General features: G+C 39.6%; 20 protein-coding genes. 11 read left to right on the top strand and 9 right to left on the bottom strand.

Annotation, left to right across the window (positions count from 1 at the left end; genetic code table 11):
* The first annotated feature begins 19 nt into the window (after positions 1-19).
* From J3P37_RS06520 to J3P37_RS06495, 6 genes are all read left to right on the top strand, one after another.
* Positions 20-1144, top strand: a complete 1125-nt coding sequence (locus tag J3P37_RS06520; protein WP_256010261.1) for an L-dopachrome tautomerase-related protein — start codon at positions 20-22, stop codon at positions 1142-1144.
* 10 nt (positions 1145-1154) lie between these two features.
* Positions 1155-2642: an L-dopachrome tautomerase-related protein gene (locus J3P37_RS06515; RefSeq protein ID WP_256010260.1), complete on the top strand. Its 1488-nt coding sequence runs from the start codon at positions 1155-1157 to the stop codon at positions 2640-2642.
* 98 nt (positions 2643-2740) lie between these two features.
* Positions 2741-3616: an SDR family NAD(P)-dependent oxidoreductase gene (locus J3P37_RS06510; RefSeq protein WP_256010259.1), complete on the top strand. Its 876-nt coding sequence runs from the start codon at positions 2741-2743 to the stop codon at positions 3614-3616.
* A 34-nt stretch (positions 3617-3650) separates the two neighbouring features.
* Entirely contained in the window at positions 3651-4487 is an 837-nt protein-coding gene (locus tag J3P37_RS06505; protein ID WP_256010258.1) for a helix-turn-helix domain-containing protein, read from the top strand.
* A gap of 215 nt (positions 4488-4702) precedes the next feature.
* A complete protein-coding gene (locus J3P37_RS06500; protein ID WP_256010257.1) occupies positions 4703-5527 on the top strand; it encodes an SDR family NAD(P)-dependent oxidoreductase in 825 nt (274 codons plus the stop codon).
* An 82-nt stretch (positions 5528-5609) separates the two neighbouring features.
* On the top strand, positions 5610-6500 hold the full coding sequence (locus tag J3P37_RS06495; RefSeq protein WP_256010256.1) for a helix-turn-helix domain-containing protein: 891 nt from the start codon (positions 5610-5612) through the stop codon (positions 6498-6500).
* A 41-nt stretch (positions 6501-6541) separates the two neighbouring features.
* On the opposite strand, the gene J3P37_RS06490 is transcribed toward J3P37_RS06495, so the two are convergent.
* A complete protein-coding gene (locus tag J3P37_RS06490) occupies positions 6542-7414 on the bottom strand; it encodes a helix-turn-helix domain-containing protein (protein WP_256010255.1) in 873 nt (290 codons plus the stop codon).
* Positions 7415-7550: 136 nt separating this feature from the next.
* Between J3P37_RS06490 and J3P37_RS06485 the strand changes: the two genes are divergently transcribed.
* The 3 genes from J3P37_RS06485 (at position 7551) to J3P37_RS06475 (ending at position 8919) form a co-directional block, all read left to right on the top strand.
* Positions 7551-7679: a hypothetical protein gene (locus J3P37_RS06485; protein ID WP_369414057.1), complete on the top strand. Its 129-nt coding sequence runs from the start codon at positions 7551-7553 to the stop codon at positions 7677-7679.
* Between the two features lie 92 nt (positions 7680-7771).
* The gene (locus J3P37_RS06480; RefSeq protein WP_256010254.1) at positions 7772-8341 is read left to right on the top strand and encodes a DUF417 family protein; all 570 of its coding nucleotides are present in this window, start codon (positions 7772-7774) and stop codon (positions 8339-8341) included.
* A 35-nt stretch (positions 8342-8376) separates the two neighbouring features.
* Complete coding sequence (locus J3P37_RS06475; RefSeq protein ID WP_256010253.1) at positions 8377-8919, top strand: carboxymuconolactone decarboxylase family protein; 543 nt, start codon at positions 8377-8379, stop codon at positions 8917-8919.
* A gap of 134 nt (positions 8920-9053) precedes the next feature.
* Here the strand turns inward: J3P37_RS06475 and J3P37_RS06470 are convergent, their stop codons facing one another.
* Together J3P37_RS06470 and J3P37_RS06465 are read right to left on the bottom strand one after the other, a co-directional pair.
* A complete protein-coding gene (locus J3P37_RS06470) occupies positions 9054-9269 on the bottom strand; it encodes a hypothetical protein (RefSeq protein ID WP_256010252.1) in 216 nt (71 codons plus the stop codon).
* 124 nt (positions 9270-9393) lie between these two features.
* Positions 9394-9687 (bottom strand): site-specific integrase, encoded by a 294-nt coding sequence (locus J3P37_RS06465; RefSeq protein WP_256010251.1) that lies wholly within the window; start codon positions 9685-9687, stop codon positions 9394-9396.
* Between the two features lie 519 nt (positions 9688-10206).
* Between J3P37_RS06465 and J3P37_RS23070 the strand changes: the two genes are divergently transcribed.
* Both J3P37_RS23070 and J3P37_RS06460 read left to right on the top strand, forming a co-directional pair.
* Complete coding sequence (locus tag J3P37_RS23070; protein WP_369414056.1) at positions 10207-10593, top strand: LytR/AlgR family response regulator transcription factor; 387 nt, start codon at positions 10207-10209, stop codon at positions 10591-10593.
* Positions 10594-10643: 50 nt separating this feature from the next.
* On the top strand, positions 10644-11660 hold the full coding sequence (locus J3P37_RS06460; protein WP_256010250.1) for a hypothetical protein: 1017 nt from the start codon (positions 10644-10646) through the stop codon (positions 11658-11660).
* 43 nt (positions 11661-11703) lie between these two features.
* Here the strand turns inward: J3P37_RS06460 and J3P37_RS06455 are convergent, their stop codons facing one another.
* The 6 genes from J3P37_RS06455 to J3P37_RS06430 form a co-directional block, all read right to left on the bottom strand.
* A complete protein-coding gene (locus J3P37_RS06455) occupies positions 11704-14367 on the bottom strand; it encodes a carboxypeptidase-like regulatory domain-containing protein (RefSeq protein ID WP_256010249.1) in 2664 nt (887 codons plus the stop codon).
* Positions 14364-15227, bottom strand: coding sequence for a GLPGLI family protein (locus J3P37_RS06450; RefSeq protein ID WP_256010247.1), 864 nt, complete (start codon positions 15225-15227; stop codon positions 14364-14366). The genes J3P37_RS06455 and J3P37_RS06450 overlap by 4 nt, the downstream gene beginning before the upstream one ends.
* Before the next feature lie 92 nt (positions 15228-15319).
* Positions 15320-16231, bottom strand: a complete 912-nt coding sequence (gene lepB / locus J3P37_RS06445; protein ID WP_256010246.1) for a signal peptidase I — start codon at positions 16229-16231, stop codon at positions 15320-15322.
* Between the two features lie 167 nt (positions 16232-16398).
* Positions 16399-17514 (bottom strand): 6-bladed beta-propeller, encoded by a 1116-nt coding sequence (locus J3P37_RS06440; RefSeq protein WP_256010245.1) that lies wholly within the window; start codon positions 17512-17514, stop codon positions 16399-16401.
* 57 nt (positions 17515-17571) lie between these two features.
* Positions 17572-17811, bottom strand: a complete 240-nt coding sequence (locus J3P37_RS06435) for a hypothetical protein (protein ID WP_256010244.1) — start codon at positions 17809-17811, stop codon at positions 17572-17574.
* Positions 17812-18017: 206 nt separating this feature from the next.
* The gene (locus tag J3P37_RS06430) at positions 18018-20045 is read right to left on the bottom strand and encodes a hypothetical protein (RefSeq protein WP_256010243.1); all 2028 of its coding nucleotides are present in this window, start codon (positions 20043-20045) and stop codon (positions 18018-18020) included.
* Positions 20046-20047: the final 2 nt, after the last annotated feature.

The raw sequence follows: 20047 nt of genomic DNA, 5'->3' as shown, positions 1-20047 counted from the left end.
TGATTCAAATTATAGCAAGATGAAAAATTTAATAATGGCCACCATTGTGGTAATGCTCATGGCTGCTTGCAAGAATAAAAAGCAAGGGAACAAAGAGCAAAATTTAGTGGATGCAGATTCTTCAGCTGCAGCAAAACTTGAAGAGGTATTTGCAGATAGCACCTACCAGCTGACCGGCGTAGCTGTGTCAACTGATGGCAGGGTGTTTACCAATTATCCCTATTGGTTAGACTCCCATTCGTATTCGGTAGTTGAAATAAAAAATGGCAAACCCGTTCCTTATCCGGATAACAACTGGAACAGCTTTAAAAAAGGGCAAAACGGGCTGAACAAATTTGTTTGCGTGCAGTCTGTCGTCACTGATCAAAAGGGGTTTCTGTGGGTAGTGGATGCTGCGGGCATTGGTTTAGGTTCCGTTTACCAGCAAAGCAACAAGGTAGTAAAGATTAGCCTGGCTAATAATAAAATTGAACGCATTTATCGCTTTCCAAAAGATGTCGCCGGGCCTGATGTGTACCTGAATGATATCCGTATTGATAACACGAATGGCTTTGCTTACCTGAGCAGTTCGTCTAATGGAGGTATCATCATACTCAATATTACTACTGGCGAGTCGCGTTTTGTATTGGGCGACCATATATCCGTTAAATCTGATTCGGCTTACCATTTCTCCCCCGGCGGATCGGAGTTGCTTAAAGGTGACGGAAGTTCCTTGAAGGTGAACTCAGACGGTATTGCCCTTACACCTGACAACAGGTGGCTGTATTACAAGCCGCTTACTGATGATAAATTATACCGGATTAGTACCTTACTGCTTCGGGATTTCAGCACGCCTCTTCATGCAATAGCTGACAGCGTAATGGATCTGGGTCATTTTATAACTACCGATGGTATGATCTTCGATAAGGCAGGTAACCTTTACCTGGGCGATCTGGAGAAAAGCAGCATAGTTAAGATCACCCCTGATCTGAAAATGCATACTCTGGTAACCGACGAGACCAAACTACTTTGGCCGGACAGTTACAGCATCTCACCTGACGGCTACCTGTACATCTCAACATCGCAGATACAGTTGATGCCCTGGTTCCATAAAGGTGAGGACAAGATCCAGCGTCCGTTCAAAATTTACAGGTTCAAAATCTAAGCAACAAATTATGAAAAATTTACTATTCACTAGTTGTATGATGTTTATGCTTCAGGCAACTGCCCAGGAAGTTCAACATTTTAGTTTGAAAGACCTTCCAGCCAAAAAAGTAAATGCACTGCTTACCAGGAGTACTTTATCCGGTGAGTCAGGAACCATCGGCTACTTCACTTACCAAAAAGGAGCTGTCGTACCTACTCACCAGCATCCAAACGAGCAATACTCGCTGATCACCAAAGGTAGTGTAAGGGTATCAGTTGGTGGAAAAGAGATCATCGTCAAAGCGGGCGAGGGTATTATCATACCTCCCAATGTACCTCATAGCTTCACGGCACTGGAAGACGGCACGCTGGATATAGATTTCTTTGCCCCATCACGTATGGACTGGCTTGCTGGTACTGATAATTATTATGCATCCACCGGTGCTAAGCAGGAAAGCAATAAATGGAACGGTAAGGTTGGGAAGCCTGAACTTTACGCGACAGTAAGCGGAGCGGTCGGCAATATCACCTTTACACCGCAGGGCGAACTGGTTTACAGCAACCACCCCTTCTTTAATCCCGAGATTCGGGTGATGAAATACGATGCTAAGAGCAAGAGAAGTTCGCCTTTTCCAAACCTCGACTGGAATACACCCCGCAGCACTGATGATCATTACTTCAGCAGCGTGCTCGGCATTCGAAATGATGCAAATGGTATTATATGGGTACTGGATATGGGGCAGCGAAATAACATTACACCTAAGATAGTGGGCTGGAATACGCGAACAGACAAATTGGAAAGGATATATTATCTACCGGCATCATCCCTGGTCAAAGAATCACAACCGAATGATATGGTGGTTGATCTTAAACATGGCGTGTTTGTGATCGCTGACGAAGGTATCGGTTACGGTGGTGACGGCAGTAAAGCAGCATTGATTGTAGTAGATATGAAAACCGGATCGACAAGGCGACTGCTGGAGGGCACCCACAGCACCCGGCCTGAAAACATCCCTTTGGTGATCGGTGAAAAAGGGCTGAAAATAAAGGACAGGGATCTTTTGGTGGGCTGTGACGGAATTACGGCCGATGCAAACTTTGATTGGCTGTACTATGCCCCGCTGAACGGGTCGAAAGTTTACCGGGTGCAAATTACAGATCTGCTGGATACGAGGATAAGTGGGAACGAGCTTGATAAGCGTGTAGAAACTTATTCCTCGAAACCGAATAATGGTGGCCTTAGCATCGATTTGGATGGAAACCTTTATCTGACTGCTATGGAAACCAACAGTGTGAGCGTGATACTGGCCAAGGACCGTAGCGTACACCAGCTGGTGGCAGACAGCAAACTTCTTTGGCCGGACGGAGTGAGTTATAATGCAGCCGACGGCTACATGTATGTATCCGCAGCGCAGGTACATCTAGGCGCCACTTTCAACGGCGGGACGAATAAAGCCAAAGCTCCTTATTATATCTACAGGTTTAAACCCCTGGCAGCCGGGGCGCCGTTCAAATAAGCACTTGTTGCTATTTGATATTTTGAACAAAGCAAAATTGATATGCTGAACAAAACGTGCCAGACGTCTCCCATCTAACTTTGTTTAAAAATAATATAATGATGAAAACAGAAAGAAAAGTATGGTTGGTAACGGGAAGCGGTAACGGCCTTGGCCGCAGCATTACTAAAGCGGCATTAACTGAGAGACATACCGTCATTGCGACTGCAAGAAACATAACGCAATTAGCCGACCTGAAAGCTGAGTTTGGGGCGCAGCTGATGGTTTCGGAGCTTGATGTCAACAATGAGCAACAGGCAGCCGATGTAGTAAAAGACGCCGTTAGCCGATTTGGACGTATTGATGTGCTGGTTAACAACGCAGGGTACGGCGATAACCGTCCGTTTGAACAGGTACCTGCAGATGAGTTTCGAAAACTGGTGGAAACCTGTTTTTTTGGTGTGGTTACACTTACCCGCGAAGTATTGCCCTATATGCGCAAACAAAAAAGCGGGCACATCATACAGATATCTTCGGCAGGCGGCAGGATGGCTACACCCGGCAACGCCGCTTACCATGCCGCCAAGTGGGCGGTAGGCGGCTTTACAGAAAGCCTTGCACATGAAGTTGCTGCCTTTGGCGTGAAAGTGACGGCCTTGGAGCCAGGCGGAATCCGGACTGGCTGGGGGAAGAAGGCATTTGCCGATCCTATTGAACTACTACCGGAATATGAACCAACGGTAGGTGCTACAATCAAATTCCTTGAGAATTACTGGGGCAATGAGAACAGCGATCCCGAAAAGGTGGCACAAATTGTTTTAAAGGTAAGTGAAGCTGATCAGCTCCCACCGCATATTTTAATAGGAAGCGATGCCTTTCAGCTGGTGAAGGAGAATACCGAGAAAACTTGGAACGAGGCTGAGAAATGGATAGAGCTTACCGCCTATGCCGATGTAGCCGGCGAGACGCTCATCCCAGAATTTTTGAAGGACTAAATAAGGCATCCGTGCGATTTTGTAAATTTGAACAATGACGGATAGGAAGCAAAATACTCTTGCAGAAATACTCGTATCATGTGTAGATGAGAAGTATTATAAGGCTGAGGTAGTATCGGATTGCCATGTACTCATGAAGGTATTTTCCGGGGAAATGAAAATCATCCAGGCTGACCGTTCATATACACTTGTGTCAGGAGATATCCTGCTGGTGCCTCGAAATCAGTTATGCTCAGTCATCAAAAAGGCCAAAGATGGACGACCCTATCAGTCGGTAGTGGTCATGTTCAGGCCTGATCGGCTGGCTGCCTACTATGCTGGTAAAGCGATCAAAGCAGGTTCTCCAGCAAATACTAAACTCAGAACTTTTGATCCGCATCCTTTGTTTGAAAGTTATTTTGCTTCCTTATTACCCTATTTCGAACTGAATGAGGACCTTCCGGAAGAGATCATCCTATTGAAAGTAGAGGAAGGAATCAGTATCCTGCGCACGCTGGACCCTGATACAGACGCTCTTCTCTCAGATTTCTCTGAACCCGGGAAGATTAACCTGACAGCATTTATGGAAAAGAACTTCATGTTCAATATGCCGTTGGAAAAGTTTAGCTACCTAACCGGTCGGAGCATCGCGACCTTTAACCGCGATTTCAGGAAAGCTTTTCGCACTACGCCGCAAAAGTGGCTTACTGAAAAGCGGCTGCAACATGCGCATTACGAATTATCCGTAAAAAACCGGAAGCCCGGGGAGGTTTATTTAGAGGTAGGATTTGAGAATATTTCACACTTCTCTTTCGCTTTCAAACGATATTTTGGTTATGCGCCGACAAAGCTACAGGCGGCTGGAGCGGCAGTCCCAAAGCCTGCCAGGTAATCTACGCAACCCTTGCTGTGGCTGCTTGAATTTTATCAACCACTACCTGAAAGGTACAATCAAGTAAGCTTAATCCGTCCCGGCGTCCCGAACGCAAGAAAATAATTAAGGTAGTACGTAATTCTGTGCTATTCTTCCCGACAAACGGGTTATTTATCCCATGTAAATCAGCCCACCTTTGAAATATCAAAAACAACAAAAAAAATATTACAATCATGAGCAAGACAATTTTCATCACCGGAGCATCAAGAGGATTTGGTAAACTTTGGGCAGAGGCCTTTTTAAAACGTGGCGATAAAGTAGCTGCTACGTCACGGAACATCAGCGGACTACAGGATCTTAGCGATACATACGGTGACAGCCTTTTACCAATTGCCTTAGACATAACCGACCGTGAAGCAGCCATTGAGGCCGTAAATAAAGCGCATCGTCATTTTGGAAGTCTGGATGTGGTTATTAACAACGCAGGATATGGTGTATTTGGCGCTGTGGAAGAAGCCAGCGAACAGGAAACCAAAGATGTATTTAATGCCAATGTCTTCGGGACACTGTGGATTACACAAGCAGCTCTGCCCATTTTCCGTGAACAGCGTCATGGCCACATTATTCAACTGTCGAGCGTTCTGGGCGTATGGTCATTGCCAACATTGGGAATTTATAATGCCACCAAATTTGCCGTGGAAGGCTTTAGTGAAGCTCTGGCTAGTGAGGTAGCCGAATTCGGCATTAACGTAACGCTTATAGAACCTAACGGTTACACTACCGATTTTGGTGGCGCATCAGCAGTGCAGAGCAAAGCTATTGCTGCATACGACAATCTCAAGGCCGGCCTGGCAACAGCCGAGGGCCTGTTGCCTGAAGATTATGGCAAACCCGAAGCTACTGTACCTGCCATTCTGAAATTGATTGATGCAGAAAATCCTCCCTTACGCCTCTTCTTAGGCAAAATTGGTTACAGTAAAACAAAACGTGTGTACCAGGAGAAACTTGACACCTGGAAAGCATGGGAAGATGTATCGGTAGCTGCACATGGTCATTAAGAGCTCACAAACCAAATATTGCAACCTAACAGCAATATTTGGTTTTATTTTTTAGTGATAACGCCCTACATTGTATGACAATATGAAACATTACAGTACACTTACCGACCTGCATAAAGGAAATGGCTGGGCCCCACCTGAACACCCACTGTTCAGTGTAATAGGCTGTCAGAGCGAGTGCCCTTTGGGGGACCGTGAGTTTACCTCTGACTGCTATATGATCGGCTTCAAAAAGGTTAAATCAGGCGTGATACTTTATGGCCGTACAGAGTATGATCATTCCAACGGATCCATGATGTTTGTAAGACCCAGGCAGATCATCGAAATGAAGAACCTGGAGTTTGAAGAAAGGGGATTTATGCTGCTGATCCATGAGGATTATTTGAACGGACATGAACTTTATAAAGCCATACAGAAATACAGCTACTTCGATTATGAGGTCAACGAAGCTCTGCATCTGTCGCCACGTGAAGAAGCCGTTATTTGGGAGCTGCATGATAAAATCAAATCGGAATATGAAAATAATCCTGATGAGTATAGCAGGGAAATCATTCTTGGTCATCTTGCATCCGTACTGATGTATGCGCAGCGCTACTACAAACGCCAATTTGTTAATCGCACCGAAGTATCCGGCAAAACGGCCACCCGTTTTCTTGAGGTTCTTCAGGACTATTACCACAAGGGCCTTTTACAAACACAAGGACTACCATCTGTGAACCAGCTGGCTGAAAGTCTGTTTGTCTCCCCGCGATACCTGAGTGATCTGTTGAAACAGGAAACCGGCAAAACGGCGATGGACCTGATTCATATCTCATTAATTGGTGAAGCCAAGAACCTTTTGCGGGAAGGACAGCAGGGTGTTGCTGAAATTGCCTACCAACTTGGCTTTGAGAATAGTTCTTACTTTACCCGACTGTTCAAAAAGCAAACTGGCATGAAGCCATTGGAATTTAAAAAATTACATCTGAACTGAACGGTATAAGATAATTCACCCAAGAGCTGAAATTTGATTGATCAGCTTTTGGGTAAATCTGCTACAATAGATATCCCGGTTTTGTCCCTGAATACCTGGGGTGAAACTTTAGCGATTTTTTTAAAAAACCTGCTGAAGTAAAACTCATCCTGAAATTTCAGATTAAAAGCGATTTCCTTGATGCTTTGCCGTGTCAGGTGAAGCTGTTTTTTAGCTTCCAGTACCAGCCGTTCCTGGATTAACTGCGAGGGTGTCTTTTTGAAGTAGTGCTGACAGCGACGGGTGAAATTATCCGATGTCATCGCTAATAAGCCCGCATAGGCTGCCGGTTTGCGAAAGGTAAGATAGTGCTCGTCTAATAGCTGTCTGAATTTTTCCATTTGTTCATCTTTTTTGATCAAAACAGGAGCTCCATCAAGCTCCTTCATTTTGATACTGCTTGATTTCGCAAGAAAGAGTTGCAGATAGGAGCGGATAACGATCTCCGAAGGGTTATCCTGCCTTGCTTCCTCCTCCATTTCCTTTAGAATTCCTGAAAAGCTAGCGGACTGCGTGGCGGAGAGAGAGATGATCGGATCTATATAAATATTATTGAACAAAAGCCCGTTACACGCCACTTCTTTGCGATGATATTCGATGCAGTAAAAATCACCGTGGAATTGCAGGACAATGCATCGCAAATCATCGCAGTCCCGCAGGTGAAGTACCTGTAAGGGGGTAGCAAATAAGAGAGCGGGAGCGGTAAACGGGAAAGCCCCGAAATCAGCATGATAATTACCTTTTCCTTGTGTAATCAGTAAAATGGTATATTCTGAATACTGCGTCGGTTCACATAAGGCTTCTCCCTCCAGGTGTTGCAAGCCTAACAAATATTCACCAGATGAAGAATAAATAACCGGTATCGGCTTTAACATAATAAGTATTGCTATTTGTTATTTACCTCCAAAAATAGAGGATTATGGCCTCCATGAGCTGATATAATTATCAAATTCATTATCGATCAGAGAAAATGTTAAAAGAGGGCGTGAAATGCTTATAAAATTTGCAGTTATGAATCAAGCAGCTACAATAACAGGCGCGTCTTCCGGGTTTGGCAGGGACACAGAGAAGCTGTTCCAGCAAAAAGGATGGAATGTTGTAGCGACCATGCGCATTCGCCTGAAAAAGAACAAGAATTAACTTCTGGACTGTGGGATTTGTCCATGGGTTAGCCTGTTCCGTCCATGTTCCGGGCTTGAAGGCTGCTGTAATTTTGGTAAAAAATAAACAGCATGAAAACTTCAATCATAAATACCATCGCCGGCCTGGAAAAGTTTGGAATAAAAGCAATACGATTATGCATTGTCGTCGTATTTCTCTGGATTGGCGGGCTGAAATTCTTCACTTATGAGGCTGACGGCATCGTACCTTTTGTGGCAAACAGCCCTTTTATGTCTTTCTTTTACAACTATCCAGCCGACTACAAGCAGCACATGAACAAGGAGGGCGAGCTGATTGCAGTGAATCATGAGTGGCATATTCAAAACAACACTTATGGCTTTTCCAAAGGGCTTGGTATCCTGCTGATTACCATGGCTGTTTTAGTTGCGCTGCATCCAGTAGCTCCGCTGTGTAGTATGATCGGCAGCATATTGATTTCCATTATGACGCTTGGTACCCTGTCATTTTTGATAACAACACCTGAAAGTTGGGTGCCGCATCTGACTGATCACCAATGGGGATTTCCTTATTTATCAGCACGTGGCAGACTCGTTATTAAGGACCTTGTCATCTTTGGTGGCACTCTTGTAACCATGAGCGATTCAGCCACGGCCTACCTCAACCGTCACCCTCGTGTCTAAATACGGTATAATACTAATAATCAATCAAATATATCATGAAAACTATCACAGTACCTGCCAGAGAGCAGGTAAGCACTGAATCACAGGCAATTTTTGATCAGATACAGAAAAAAATGGGAAAAGTTCCTAACCTGTACGCAACTATCGGCTATTCTGCCCCGGCGTTGAAAGGCATGCTGGATTACGAAGCAACTCTAACAAGCAGCAGCATTTTTACAGCTAAGGAGCGTGAGGCCATTAATCTAGTCGTTTCGCAGGTAAATGCTTGTAATTATTGTCTCGCTGCTCATACCGCCATTGCTCAAATGAAAGGCTTCACTAAGGAAGAAACCATTCAGATCAGGAAAGGCATTTCGAAAGACACAAAATTGGATGCGACTATCCTCTTGGCGCAATCAATTGCAGAGAATAAAGGCCAAGCAGATGTTACGCATATTGACAATTTTTTTGCTGCAGGTTATGATGAAGCCGCTTTAATCGAGCTGATCGGACTGGTAACTTTGAGAACATTTACTAATTATGTTTACGCTGCAACCGAAATTGCTATTGATTTTCCTGCAGCACCTCCAATAGATTAGAACATATGTTCTCAATTTATCGAAGAAGCATAGTGGTCTCATGACACTTATGCTTCTTTAATTTCAAGATACAAATTATCATGTTTTAGAGTGAAAAGTTTAAACTTTGCGGGCATCGTTACGTCCCGTATCAGCTACCATTGCTGAGGCTTCAAGTTTTCAAAAGCTGTTTTACTTTCTTCAAAAACCTTCAAATCATCATCAGACCAGACAGAAACATTAGCCAGCTTCTTTCTAACATCTGACAGATTTACCTTTTTATCTGGTTGTATAATGACTCCGAGCTCTTTTAAAATCTGTTTTACCAGTGAGCTTTTTTCGTCTGGAATATTGATGGTTAACCTTTCCACATCTCAAATTTACGAATAGTTTACAACAATAACTATGCTACTCTTATACAAAAGAGCAGGTTTTAGGCAAGATAATAGTCTTGTTTCTTTCTTAATTGCAATGTGCATTTCATGCACATTGCAATTACTTCTTCTGATTTGATACTACAGGAAAAACGGTATTGGTCAGTAGGGCTCTTTTTTGATTGCTTTTATATTTCTTAAGGATTTCTACCGCTTTGGGTAATAGCGGGGTATTAACCCGAATATCGGTCTTCTGTCTGCAAGTTCTCACCCACATCTCACCGTCAGCGGCTTCTACGATGTTATCGTGCTTGAGATTAATCACATCAACATAAGTAAGGCCGGTATAGCAGCAGAAAACAAAGAGATCGCGAATCATATCAATCCTGTCGATATCAAAAACTTTGTTCTCCATGGGCAATATTCCAGGTATCCTTTTTCCGCATAGAAATACTCTTTCCTTTCCCCGTCCTTATGCTGCTTCTACAAACCACATCCTATGAGGTCCCGCAAGGTCATATTGGCATTTCCTCTTGAGATGCTCAGGGCTTATTGTTTCTTCCGTGGTAAGCGCTTCGGGTGAGATAGCAGCAGCGCATGCACCTGTGCCATCGTGCGGTTGATCCCCACTCTGATCCCAGCTTCCCCCATGCCTCGCTAAACTTTTGCTTTGCTTCTGCTAATCCCATGATGTAAATGCAGAGACTGGACATAGCTTTACTCGTTTTCCTTTCAAGCATCATTAAAACAAAACGTCATCGAATATCGAAATATTTAATATATTGCACTACGATATATGTGTTAAAAACACAACACTATTGAAAGTTTTAAAAAGTTTTGTTGAGAATGTTGTCTTATGATTGATCAATTAAAAAATGTTATAAACTGAAAGATTCACGCCTAGGCATAGCTTAACAACCAAACCTACCCAGCAATGAGAAACAACTTAAAAAAACTCGTTATTCATACTCAAGACCAGGTCCGCTTCATAAACCAAGACGATATCCTTTATTGCAAATCAGATGATTGCTATACCTGCATCTATTTTTTTAATGGCGAGACCCTTGTAATCTGTAATTCATTAACCAGATTTGCGAAAAAAGTGGGACATTGGAACTTCATTAGGGTTGGACAATCCTATCTCATTAATGCTAATTATATCAAAACAATTGATAAAAAAAGAAAGCACATTGTTATGGTTAATGACTCGATCGTTCCTTTTACGGCAACGATTAAGTGCATACTTGGATCACTTGATCTAGTTATAGATAATGATTCAACATTTTTAACCGACGATAAGGCCAGTATGCAGATTTCTTGACTTAATCCTTGAAATGACCAACCGAAACAACCCTTTAATGGATACTAGAAATGAATCATACTAACACAAACAACTTGAACTTTAGTCGGAAGCCATTTGAAAGAATAGAAAGATTTCTGATCCTTTCTCTTTTAATGATTTGCGGCAAAGCCTCTATCGCAACAGTCACTATTAATGGATATATTGCTAACCCTTCCCGCCCATTAGTTATAAGTTATTGGAAAGATTATGCTTATGTGTCTGATACGATGAAAGTCAACAAAGACCATTTTTTTGAAAAAACATATAAGTTAGACGGACCAATGCATATATGGATTAATTCGCTATCATATTCTTTCATTATGCCTGGTGATACATTAACTCTGAATGTTAAGGGAGATAAGATCAATTTAAACGGAACTGCTGCACCTTATATTAATTTTAGAAAAGACTTAAAACAGGAATTGCAGCAATTGAACACAAACAGCGATTATAACGATCGTATTAAATACTCGCTTGAAAAATCAGAAATTTTTTTTTCATATTTTAAACACAAGCAATCAGGCTTAATTAAAAAAATAAATGAAATAGATCTCATTTTAACTATTAAATTCTCCTCGTTGCTATTTAGCTATAATAACAATGTAAAGAAAATGGATAGTATTTCGAACTTTATCAGAGTAAAGCAGAAGGATAGCACGTACCAAGATGATAGTAAGCTGCTTTCCTTTCTGGGGCGATTAGATTTTAATGACGACCTGATGAGTTCTCACGAGGCGCTGAATACTGTTAACAATTTCATTAGAATCTTGCGGTTTCATGAGAGCGAAAAGAATAAGGGCATAAACGGTACTGATTTTTATTTAATTGAACATGACATTATTAAATTCATATTTAATGACTCATCTTTTAGAAGATCGTTACTTTCCTACAATCTTTACAAGAGGATTCAATCATCCGAAGACCTGAACTCCCTCCTTAGGACATGTAAGTTTATTAGTGATTTTAAAGAGGAGGATAATGCCTTAGAACCAGTAGCTCTAATAAACATCTATCAACAAAAGTTATCTGCTTTTGCGGGAGAATAGTCTCCGATCTGATAAAATTGAAAAATAGGTATTTGGAAGCATGTCAATACTGAAAGATCAACCTACCCATTACCATTCTTCCTAATATTTTATGAGTGCTTGCACTAAATAAATTACTGGATAGATATGTTGTACTATATAAGGTTGTATTAAAAAGATTTATTAGATTCAACTCAAGTTTGATCTTCCTCTTCGGGATATTGACTTGTGTGGTAAAATCTGTAAAAAAGCTCGAGCGGTTTTCAGTAAATTGCTGATGTGTTATGTAATAGTCGCCAGACACTCTAAATAAAAGCTTGTCTAATGGAGTGTAGTTAATGCCGGTATGCTGTCTAATCTGAATGAATTCGACGTTGGGAGTTTCCGAGGAAAAGCTGTTAAGATGTGTTAAGTAATTTCTATAATTTAAATTCACCTTGGGGCTTAACTTGGTTTCGATCCCCGCATTAACCGCAAGAACTTTTGTTTTATACGGTAATAAAAGTCCATTTTGTAAAATATTGATTTTGTTCAGCTGAAAGGTTGGACTAAAACTAGCCGTAGATTTTATAAAAAAGAGATACTTACTGATAAGCCCTGTTATTGCCCAGCTGTCTGTGTTGTTGGCAAAAGGTAAAGTTATTTTTCGTTGGAATTCCGGTGTGACTACACTGCTTGTGATATTATTTGCACTGGTATGTTTGTAGCTGATATTGATATTATAGAAGAATAATTTTATTCCTTTCCGATAATGAAACCCCAGTCTTACATTCTGATCTTCTTGCTCTGTAAGAGCCGTGTTGTTAGCGATAAGGGTTCTGTAGTTATGCAGTATATAGCCCCGGTATACATCAGTTAAGCTGCCAGGATTAGTCATTAGATCATAATCGAAAGAGATATAATTTTCCAGCCCTGTCTGATATTTTAACTGTAACAGCGGATTGAAATATATCCGGGATGAGGATTGCGATAATTTATACTGATCATCTTGATAATCTGTTTGCTGTAAAGAGATTGGGAAAGCAAGGTTCAACTTGAATTTTGTAGCGGAGAAATTAATTTCCGAGGAAGCATAAAACTTTTTTCTTGACCAGGAGAGGTGATTTGATGAACTATCTATAGCATTAGTGTCAAAATTGTTGTCTACCGCATGAAGATCTGATTGAAGCAATTGAGATTGAGAACTAAAACCAAGTTTTTGTTGGAAGCTGAACTTCCTAAACTGTGATCTTATGGAAATGTAATTGTTAGTGACCCAAGTAGGAATATCAGTTCGTTGTTCTAAACCTTTATATGGATGACCATCATTAAAAATCAAGGCGCTTATTCCTGGGTTAATTATCCGGAACTCAGGCTTTGAGGTATAGCTTGTATAAGAATAAATATTGAGAATCAACTCTTTATTTAATGATTGAAGGAAGGTAAGCTCATTCGAAAAATCACGTCTTTTCTCTTTTAAATTCTGTTCAATATAGCTGTTGTTAGCCGTCAGCATGGCGTAATCTGAATTAATACCTATATCACCCGAAAAGGAATTGCTTAAGTAGTACCTGTCTTTGTTTACATTGATATTTACTTGACAAACAAAACCGTTTATTCTTGATCGGCTATTTTGGACTTCATCGTAAGCAACAGTGTCATTGCTCAGGTAAACTTGCTCTAATTTTTGATACTGTTGATTTTGAACGTCATGCAAGTAAGACACATTTGCTTTAAGCTGCAGATCCCTCTTGAAGCGGACTAAATTATTAAAATTCAGTAACAGTCCCTGATTAAATAAAAATCGATTTTTAGGCAGATCAGGGGTTCCTGCTGTTCCTAACGACAACATGGATTTAGGCATGAGGTTTTCTGCCCGCTTTAGATATTCAGATGCGTTATGGGAGATAAGGTCATTCGCTACATCAGTACCAGTATTATTTGCTTTCACATAATTGATAGCTTTGTATTTGTCTTTAAATGTCATACCGTTAACATTAACATCGTATTTCCCAGGAGCTCCCCCGGCAATTATCCCCTGACCTAATAGTTTTAGTTTTGCGTCTTTTTTAAACGTAATATTCACTGCAACATTCTCACTGTAAGACCTTTTACGCAAAATTTTTATCGGTTGATCATTCTCCAGGATTTGTATATTTTCAACAATGCTGTTAGGTACCGTTTGCGTAGCTATATTATATTTATCATCAAGGAGATTATCTCCATCAATGTAAAAATTAGATATAGCCCTACCATTATAACTTATTTTCCCATTCTCGCTAACCTCAATTCCCGGCAGTTTTTTCAGTACGTCTCCAATAACGCGATCTTGTGGATTGCTAAAATCTGAAACTTTGTAATTAATTGTATCACCTCGCACCTTCAGCATCGGTCGGGAATCTTTAACTACAACTGTCTTCAAATGCTGATACTCAGGAAATAAAATGAAAGAATATTCTTTAATAGATTCATTTAAAGGTTTAGACTGTTTCTTATATCCCAGTATAGCTGCTTCTATCCTTAGCGTTCCTGCTCGAAGATTGTCAGGTATGGATAGAGAGAAAGATCCGTTCTCTTTACATAAAGTATATGCAACTATAATATCGTCGGAATTCTTTACTGTAATACCCGCATAGGGTATGGCATTTTTGAGCGTATCAGTAACTGTCCCGTGGACAGTTTGAGCATGTGTGGAACATATAAATAACAGGCAATGGTTAATAAGGAGAATAGTTATTAACGATCTCATTTTTTTTCAGGAAGTTCAATCGGGTTGTTAATCTTCTTGCCAAAGTTTACTACGGGCGAATTAACTCGAATTGAATTCACCCGAGACGGATTGACATCACCTAACACCCCTGAAACTTTACCTGCTGGTAATTTAGCATAGGCAGCAGGATCCTTTCGTTGTAATTCCAATAATCTGTCTACATCTTTTCTTGTCGCCTTTACCCACCCCCCGGGGATCTTAATTAATAGGTCTTTGTCAGTAATATCTTCCAAACCTTTAAACTGAAAGACTACTTCCTTTTTCACGTCTTCCGCTTGCATGATCAATCCTGGCAATCCATTCAACTTCCATGGGCCAACTTGTATTGGAAAATCCGCACAAAACCATGCTATGTAATCTCTTCCTCTAAAATGAGCAGTAGCCTTTTGACACTGAAACCCATTTATCATCATCTTGTCGTTACTTATTTTCCAATTAATCAATGGAAGTGGTTCTTCTGTCAGATAGTCATTGTTTAACTTCTCCCTGATAAAAAGTTTCCGGATAGATAGAAACTGAAAATATTCAGCAGAACTTACCGGCCGGGTACCTGTAATAACCAGATCCAGGCTATTAGGATTAGTTGATTTACTGATTTGCTCTTTAAGCTCTTTGTTGCGAAGCTCAATTTGCCTTTGCTCGTCTTCGCTAAGATAGGCACTGGAACTTTGACCTATCAGGAGCACCAAATCTTCAGTATATGGCCTTTGCCGATCTGTTGTATCTCGGACATGTATGAAGCGATATTTCACCCGGATCCTTGCTTTTTCGGTAGTTTGGGCTTTTGTTGAAATAGTAATGAAAAAAAGGATTGATAATAAATAATAATTAACGCTCATGGTATTAGTAGGGTCGTTTAAATATATTGATTGCTAACAATTCTATAATCTATGGAAATTTTAAAATTCTCGACTGCTGACAGTTATCTTCATCAATTGAATAGTATACACTGAACTTTTCCAATTACATGTGTTTCTGGTAAAAATCCCCAGTACCTAGAATCATCCGAATTATTACGGTTGTCTCCTAGCATAAAATAATAATTATATTTGAATGTATAATGCTTAACAGGGCGTCCACCTTCTATGTACATACCGTTAGGCAACCTCAAAATAATTTTCTTTTCATACCTAACAAGTATGTCCTTATATAATCTGTAGGTAAAATCATTTAGCTTTACACACATATTCCGCTTCGGAATAATGACGGGCCCGAAATTATCAACAGACCAACTGAAGTATTGATTAAGATATGCTCTTGTCTCTTTAAAAAAGGGACGAATACATGAACTCTGTGTTGTTATACCTAATTGTTTAATATCGAGAGTACTTAATTCGATTTCTGCAAATCGTCTATTAATATCAAAATGGTTGAGGTTATAGTCAATATGTAAGCTATCTGCAGTAGATACAAATCTCTCTATATCCACTTTATATAACTGTTTTTCGTAAGGCAAGGGTAATAAAGGTTTGTTATTAATAAAGATTTCTCTGTTTTTAATTGTAAGCATTTCGCCTGGTAATCCTAAACAACGCTTTACAAAATATGATTTTTCAGAGTGGCGTTTAAATATTAAGATATCATTTCGTTCACAAACAAGATGATTATCAAACGAGAAAAAATGGTTATTCCTGTTTTGCCCTAAAAACAAGTCGAGCCAACGAATACCATTTAATTTACGAACTAAAAGGATATTACCAGGTTTTATACTATCCTCCATAGATGTACTTGGAACATTATATATTTCAAAAGCAGATAAATGTAAGAGTATTGCTAAAACTATAAAAACTGATAAAAAAAGAAACGGTTTCTTTTTATGCAAATAGTATATTCCCAGCATCATGCCTGCAAGAAAAAGTATGGATAGAAAGCTTCTAGAAAGATCACAAGTTAAAAATATCGCGCCCACCAAGATCACATTCTCAACCTGCTTATGGAAAATCATTAATAATTTTCGGCTGTTACGCCTATCCTTAATGTAGAAATCTTTGTTGCACTGCTCTCAATAAGTTAGAACTGAAACGCTGTAAACATAATAATTGGATTATCACCACTTTTAATTCCAGCTAGCGTCTTTTGCACTTCAGTACTGGCAAAATTATATTTACCGGATTTATAGGAGTCTAATAATTGCTCGGCTTTGATACTAGCAATAAAATGATTATTCTGATAAGCCTGGAAGCCAAAATCACCACAATAGCTGGAATTAAAATCACTAATAAATACAAGATCCTTTTTTTGTTTATTATATACAGCAGTATAGATTTTATTCTTAAGCATAAAAGAAATAGTTAAATATTTATCTCCTTCAAGCGTGTTGAGAAAGTATACGTAGCCTGACTGACTAAGTTCACTGATGAATGTACCCGGATTCTTTCTCGAGTAAATAAAATTGTCTGTCATCCAATTTTTTCCAAAATCTAAGTGATATTTTTCAAAAACACCTTCTGATGTAATGTTGAACAGATCCGGACTATAAATCGGCAGGAACGAAATGGATGCTTCATTTCTTTGAAGTGGATTTTGCGGAGCAAATGTAAGATCGCTGGTAGTCTGGATTTCCACGAATTTATCAATGATTTGAAAGTTTTTATCAGTGACTATAATCTGGTACATTAAATCAGACTTATAGGGAGCAATATCCCTATGAAAGATGATTTTATTTTGATTAAAAGCAAATGCATCCGCCCGAAAAGGTAAACTAGCTTCCTTCAGGAACTTGTTTCCTGAATATGTGATTATTTTGTTGCTAACACCATCGAGGATCTCTAATAAAGAACCGTCAGAATTAGTTTCAAAATCATCTATCCGCATATATTTTCCGACGCCTGGGCCTAGCTGTGCAATTTTGGACAGAAATCTTCCTTCCTTGTCGAATGTATATATTGAAGACATTTTTTTGTCGAGAATCTTTATTTCGTCTTTTAGAATACATATTTTACTTATCTCCCGAATAGTACAATTGCTATCAGTGGCAAGAGGGATGAGCTTCGAGATTTTCGCGATTTCGTGATATTGTTTTCTTTTATCGCTCTCGGCACTTATCTTGATGGTTTCAACATCAGTTTTATAGTATTTACAACTAGCTAAAATCAGGCTTGATAAAAATATTTTCCAAATCTTCATGGTGTCAGAATTTATGTAAAGTGCCGCAATTGCGACACTTTTCCTTCACTTAATTATTTATAAGGGACAGGTATTGGTACCACCATGTGTACATGTCCAACTGCATGCTGAATGATAAGTAACTATCCAATCTCCTGGAAGACCGGTAGTTGACTCACAATCAGCAAGAGCTTGCTTTCCCAATGAGGAAAGAGATAATGCCCCAGACAAGGTTTCCGCACTGCCTGATTTTACATTATAAATAACCAGTGCAACAAACGAAAGTGCCGCTAACGTTTTTAAGATTGTTTTTTTCATGTTTTTAAATTTTACGTTAAAATATAATTATTGTGCTCGAGCCCTTAAATTGCAGGAGATTAGTCGAAAGTCCCGCTTTCAACATCTAAATTACATTTTCCTTTTTATTAATTTTTTGAAGAAAATCGATAAAAAGGAAAATGAGTATTTCATTAAGAATTTAGTTAACGACACAAAGAATCTGGGTTGATGTGAATATTTTAACGTCAAAACCAATGCTGTTTTCCATCACTGTAAGTAAATACCCGGCTATAGCTTCCAGATTGACAGTTTTTTACAACCAATAAAGTACTCTCCGGTACATTTGTGAATGACACAGAACCGGAGAATCCAGGTTTCCTCCGACCTAGCGACTTCCAACCGAAGTCCCAATACAAAAGTTCGTATATATAGCCCCTGTTTATACTTGTGTCGAAAGCGTAATAAAATTCAAACCCACTGAGAGCAACTGGTCTCTTGAAATCATACCCAATCCAGCGTTTATCATTGAACGTTGAGGTTCCACTCGGTTTGAACACCGATTTTGTTGTTAGATCTCCATCAACCAATCTTTGGAAGAGAAGGCTATCCTGAATAGATGACTTTATTAACGTCCCTGAGATACAGCGTTCGGCCTTACTTTTCTTATTAAAAAATGTTATTTCATTTAGTATTATTTTGGAAGAAGGAAGTGCAAGTCGAAAATACCGATATTTTTTTTTTGAACTTATGGAAACCCGATAGGTTCCTGGCTGATATGGTCTTTCAAACCTGTGAATAACTTCATGTGGTTCAAAGTTATTGTTATTTGAACCTTCAATAGTAGCACCGATAAAGCCGTTTTTATATTCTTCATAGTCAGGCCATTCGAAAGCCATATGCGAAAAATGAATTTTGCGTCGCCGCGATTTATCAGGACAGAGAACGATAGGGATTCCATTTTTATTTAAGTAAACGGGATATGCCGCAGGTATGAGCGAATTGAGTTTATAATATGCTGGCAGATATACATTTTCTGAACCTAAAGATTGAAAGATAATAAGGTCGTCTTTAACTTTTCCAAAGTCTACTGGTACCCAAGTTTGATCGTTCCCCATGACACAGGCATACGCATAATTCAGTTCATTTATCTTCCTTAAGATAGGAGATCGTAAGTTGAACGTTTCAAAATATTCATCAGTAACATCCTGATAAAATGGATTCTTAAAGAACTGAGGAATATCTTCTCCAATATTACCTTGATTTAATAGTTCGTTGGCGTTTACTTTAAACGTTTTACGATATATTTTCGGAAAATGCAGTGGGCCAATTTTGGGATGAATTTTTTTCCGACTATAAAATGGCATTAAATCACGCAAACTGTCCTCCCAGAAGGGTTCAAAAGGATGAAGACTCTTTTTCAACTTAATTGCGTTCCATTCATGCCCGGCAGGATGAACCCTAGAGGCTGGAACAAAATCAATGGAGACTGGTATACCATGAGACCGAAGGAGAAGACAATTGAACCAGCATTTTTGGGAGCAATGCGTTGTTTTAGATGTTAAGTAGTCATTGAAGGTAAGGTAAGGAAAATTGTCTGCTATTCGCCACCCAATTTTCACGTCGGCAAATTTCACTAGTAAAGAGTCGGAAAGCTGCTGAACCGAAGAGAAGCTTTGCCCTTTCTTTAATTGATACTCTCTTTTAAAATAGTCTTTCCAGTCTTCGAGGCTGTATCCGTTTTCAATCCGGTATGGCAAGATAAAATTTAAAAAATCATCAAAAGAAATCTGGCTTTTGAAGGGATTTTCTTCATAAGCTTGGAAAGAATGATCAATCGACCGGATTAGATACTCTGAAGAAATAGAATTGACATCGTTGTTATCCACCAAATACGTATTGGCAAGAGGATAGATTGTGGTAAGACTGTCCATCATAGGGTTTACACCGTTCTTTATTTCTTCTCTGGAAAGTCCTCTTAGACGAAGCAGGCGAATTCGTTCAATAACTGGGCGATATTTAACCAAGTAGGTCGTATCATAGGAAAAATGTAAAGGCATATTTTCTATCAAGAAGTATGCAGCCTTCAACTTTAAACTATCTGCAGGTCTTTTCTGATAGTGACTTATTACCTTTGCTAGTTCGCTTTTGTTTGTGCCCGCTTGGTCGAAAGCTGATGCCAATTGAGATTGTCGTTCCTCGCAGGAGATTGAAAGAAAGCTAAACAATATAAAGACATAAATTAGCTTATTCAGGTTGGTTGATTTCTTTTTCATAG

Origin of the sequence: Desertivirga xinjiangensis, assembly GCF_024436435.1 — a bacterium.
Taxonomy (GTDB): Bacteria; Bacteroidota; Bacteroidia; order Sphingobacteriales; family Sphingobacteriaceae; genus Desertivirga; species Desertivirga xinjiangensis.
Note: the sequence above shows the minus strand (reverse complement) of the source record. Positions and strands in the feature narration are given on the sequence as shown.

What these genes read in the sequence shown, in the direction of transcription:
- J3P37_RS06485 (WP_369414057.1), top strand. Translation starts at nt 7,551, where the DNA reads ATGAATCAAGCAGCTACAATAACAGGCGCGTCTTCCGGGTTTGGCAGG.
- J3P37_RS06520 (WP_256010261.1), top strand. Translation starts at nt 20, where the DNA reads ATGAAAAATTTAATAATGGCCACCATTGTGGTAATGCTCATGGCTGCT.
- J3P37_RS06460 (WP_256010250.1), top strand. Translation starts at nt 10,644, where the DNA reads ATGAATCATACTAACACAAACAACTTGAACTTTAGTCGGAAGCCATTT.
- J3P37_RS06500 (WP_256010257.1), top strand. Translation starts at nt 4,703, where the DNA reads ATGAGCAAGACAATTTTCATCACCGGAGCATCAAGAGGATTTGGTAAA.
- J3P37_RS06515 (WP_256010260.1), top strand. Translation starts at nt 1,155, where the DNA reads ATGAAAAATTTACTATTCACTAGTTGTATGATGTTTATGCTTCAGGCA.
- J3P37_RS06450 (WP_256010247.1), bottom strand. Translation starts at nt 15,227, where the DNA reads ATGAGCGTTAATTATTATTTATTATCAATCCTTTTTTTCATTACTATT.
- J3P37_RS06480 (WP_256010254.1), top strand. Translation starts at nt 7,772, where the DNA reads ATGAAAACTTCAATCATAAATACCATCGCCGGCCTGGAAAAGTTTGGA.
- J3P37_RS06455 (WP_256010249.1), bottom strand. Translation starts at nt 14,367, where the DNA reads ATGAGATCGTTAATAACTATTCTCCTTATTAACCATTGCCTGTTATTT.
- J3P37_RS06430 (WP_256010243.1), bottom strand. Translation starts at nt 20,045, where the DNA reads ATGAAAAAGAAATCAACCAACCTGAATAAGCTAATTTATGTCTTTATA.
- J3P37_RS06465 (WP_256010251.1), bottom strand. Translation starts at nt 9,687, where the DNA reads ATGGAGAACAAAGTTTTTGATATCGACAGGATTGATATGATTCGCGAT.
- J3P37_RS06510 (WP_256010259.1), top strand. Translation starts at nt 2,741, where the DNA reads ATGATGAAAACAGAAAGAAAAGTATGGTTGGTAACGGGAAGCGGTAAC.
- J3P37_RS06435 (WP_256010244.1), bottom strand. Translation starts at nt 17,811, where the DNA reads ATGAAAAAAACAATCTTAAAAACGTTAGCGGCACTTTCGTTTGTTGCA.
- J3P37_RS06495 (WP_256010256.1), top strand. Translation starts at nt 5,610, where the DNA reads ATGAAACATTACAGTACACTTACCGACCTGCATAAAGGAAATGGCTGG.
- J3P37_RS23070 (WP_369414056.1), top strand. Translation starts at nt 10,207, where the DNA reads ATGAGAAACAACTTAAAAAAACTCGTTATTCATACTCAAGACCAGGTC.
- J3P37_RS06490 (WP_256010255.1), bottom strand. Translation starts at nt 7,414, where the DNA reads ATGTTAAAGCCGATACCGGTTATTTATTCTTCATCTGGTGAATATTTG.
- J3P37_RS06440 (WP_256010245.1), bottom strand. Translation starts at nt 17,514, where the DNA reads ATGAAGATTTGGAAAATATTTTTATCAAGCCTGATTTTAGCTAGTTGT.
- J3P37_RS06475 (WP_256010253.1), top strand. Translation starts at nt 8,377, where the DNA reads ATGAAAACTATCACAGTACCTGCCAGAGAGCAGGTAAGCACTGAATCA.
- J3P37_RS06505 (WP_256010258.1), top strand. Translation starts at nt 3,651, where the DNA reads ATGACGGATAGGAAGCAAAATACTCTTGCAGAAATACTCGTATCATGT.
- lepB (WP_256010246.1), bottom strand. Translation starts at nt 16,231, where the DNA reads ATGATGCTGGGAATATACTATTTGCATAAAAAGAAACCGTTTCTTTTT.